The organism is Bittarella sp. HCP28S3_D9 (assembly GCF_052065655.1).
In the GTDB taxonomy this organism is placed as follows: Bacteria; Bacillota; Clostridia; order Oscillospirales; family Ruminococcaceae; genus Bittarella; species Bittarella massiliensis.
The window spans coordinates 1-1425 of sequence record NZ_JBQHTP010000045.1; the positions used below are offsets into that span (position 1 = coordinate 1).

At 53.8% G+C, this 1425-nt stretch carries 1 rRNA gene; it reads right to left on the bottom strand.

The features are described 5' to 3' along the window. Positions 1-27 precede the first annotated feature (27 nt). Positions 28-1425: ribosomal RNA gene (locus tag ACTNAU_RS13295) — 23S ribosomal RNA — on the bottom strand; the annotation flags it as partial.

Genomic DNA, 1425 nt, shown 5'->3' on the forward strand with positions numbered 1-1425 from the left:
GAATAGACTGAATGAGAACCGCTTCACAAGGTCAAGCCCTCGACCGATTAGTACTGCCCAGCTCAACACGTCACCGTGCGTACACCTGCAGCCTATCTACCTCGTAGTCTTCAAGGGGTCTTACCTGATTGACTCAGTGGGATATCTTATCTTGAGGTCGGCTTCACGCTTAGATGCTTTCAGCGTTTATCCGTTCCGCACTTAGCTGCCCAGCTGTGCCACTGGCGTGACAACTGGTGCACCAGAGGTGCGTCCATCCCGGTCCTCTCGTACTAGGGACAGCTCCTCTCAAATATCCTGCGCCCACGACAGATAGGGACCGAACTGTCTCACGACGTTCTGAACCCAGCTCGCGTACCGCTTTAATTGGCGAACAGCCAAACCCTTGGGACCGAATTCAGCCCCAGGATGCGATGAGCCGACATCGAGGTGCCAAACCTCCCCGTCGATGTGGACTCTTGGGGGAGATCAGCCTGTTATCCCCAGGGTAGCTTTTATCCGTTGAGCGACGGCATTTCCACTCACATACCGCCGGATCACTAACTCCAACTTTCGTTCCTGCTCGACTTGTCAGTCTCGCAGTCAGGCTGGCTTGTGCGTTTACACTCTCTGGCATGGTTTCCGTCCATGCTGAGCCAACCTTTGAGCGCCTCCGATACCTTTTAGGAGGCGACCGCCCCAGTCAAACTGCCCACCTGACAATGTCCTCCGGCCGGTTTCACGGCCGCAAGTTAGAATTCCAGCACTACAAGAGTGGTATCCCAAGGTCGACTCCACCAAAGCTGACGCCTTGGCTTCCCTGTCTCCCACCTATCCTGTACATGTAATACCGAAATCCAATATCAGGCTGCAGTAAAGCTCCATGGGGTCTTTCCGTCTTGTCGCGGGTAACCGGCATCTTCACCGGTACTACAATTTCGCCGGGTGGGTTGTTGAGACAGTAACCAGATCGTTACACCATTCGTGCGGGTCGGAACTTACCCGACAAGGAATTTCGCTACCTTAGGACCGTTATAGTTACGGCCGCCGTTCACTGGGGCTTCGGGTCAAAGCTTGCACTCATCTCCTTAACCTTCCAGCACCGGGCAGGTGTCAGCCCCTATACTTCATCTTTCGATTTAGCAGAGACCTGTGTTTTTGCTAAACAGTCGCCTGGCTCTATTCTCTGCGGCTCATGTTTCCATGAGCACCCCTTATCCCTAAGTTACGGGGTCAATTTGCCGAGTTCCTTAACAACCCTTCTCCCGTTGGCCTTAGAATCTTCTTCCTACCTACCTGTGTCGGTTTGCGGTACGGGCACCTTAGTTGTCCCCAGAGCTTTTCTCGCCTCCGTCCAAGCATGCTTCCCTACTAAATTTCAGTCCCTTACGCCCGGGTCTACCATCGCCCGGGTCATGCCCTTTCAGAGTGTCCCTCTGCTTAAAA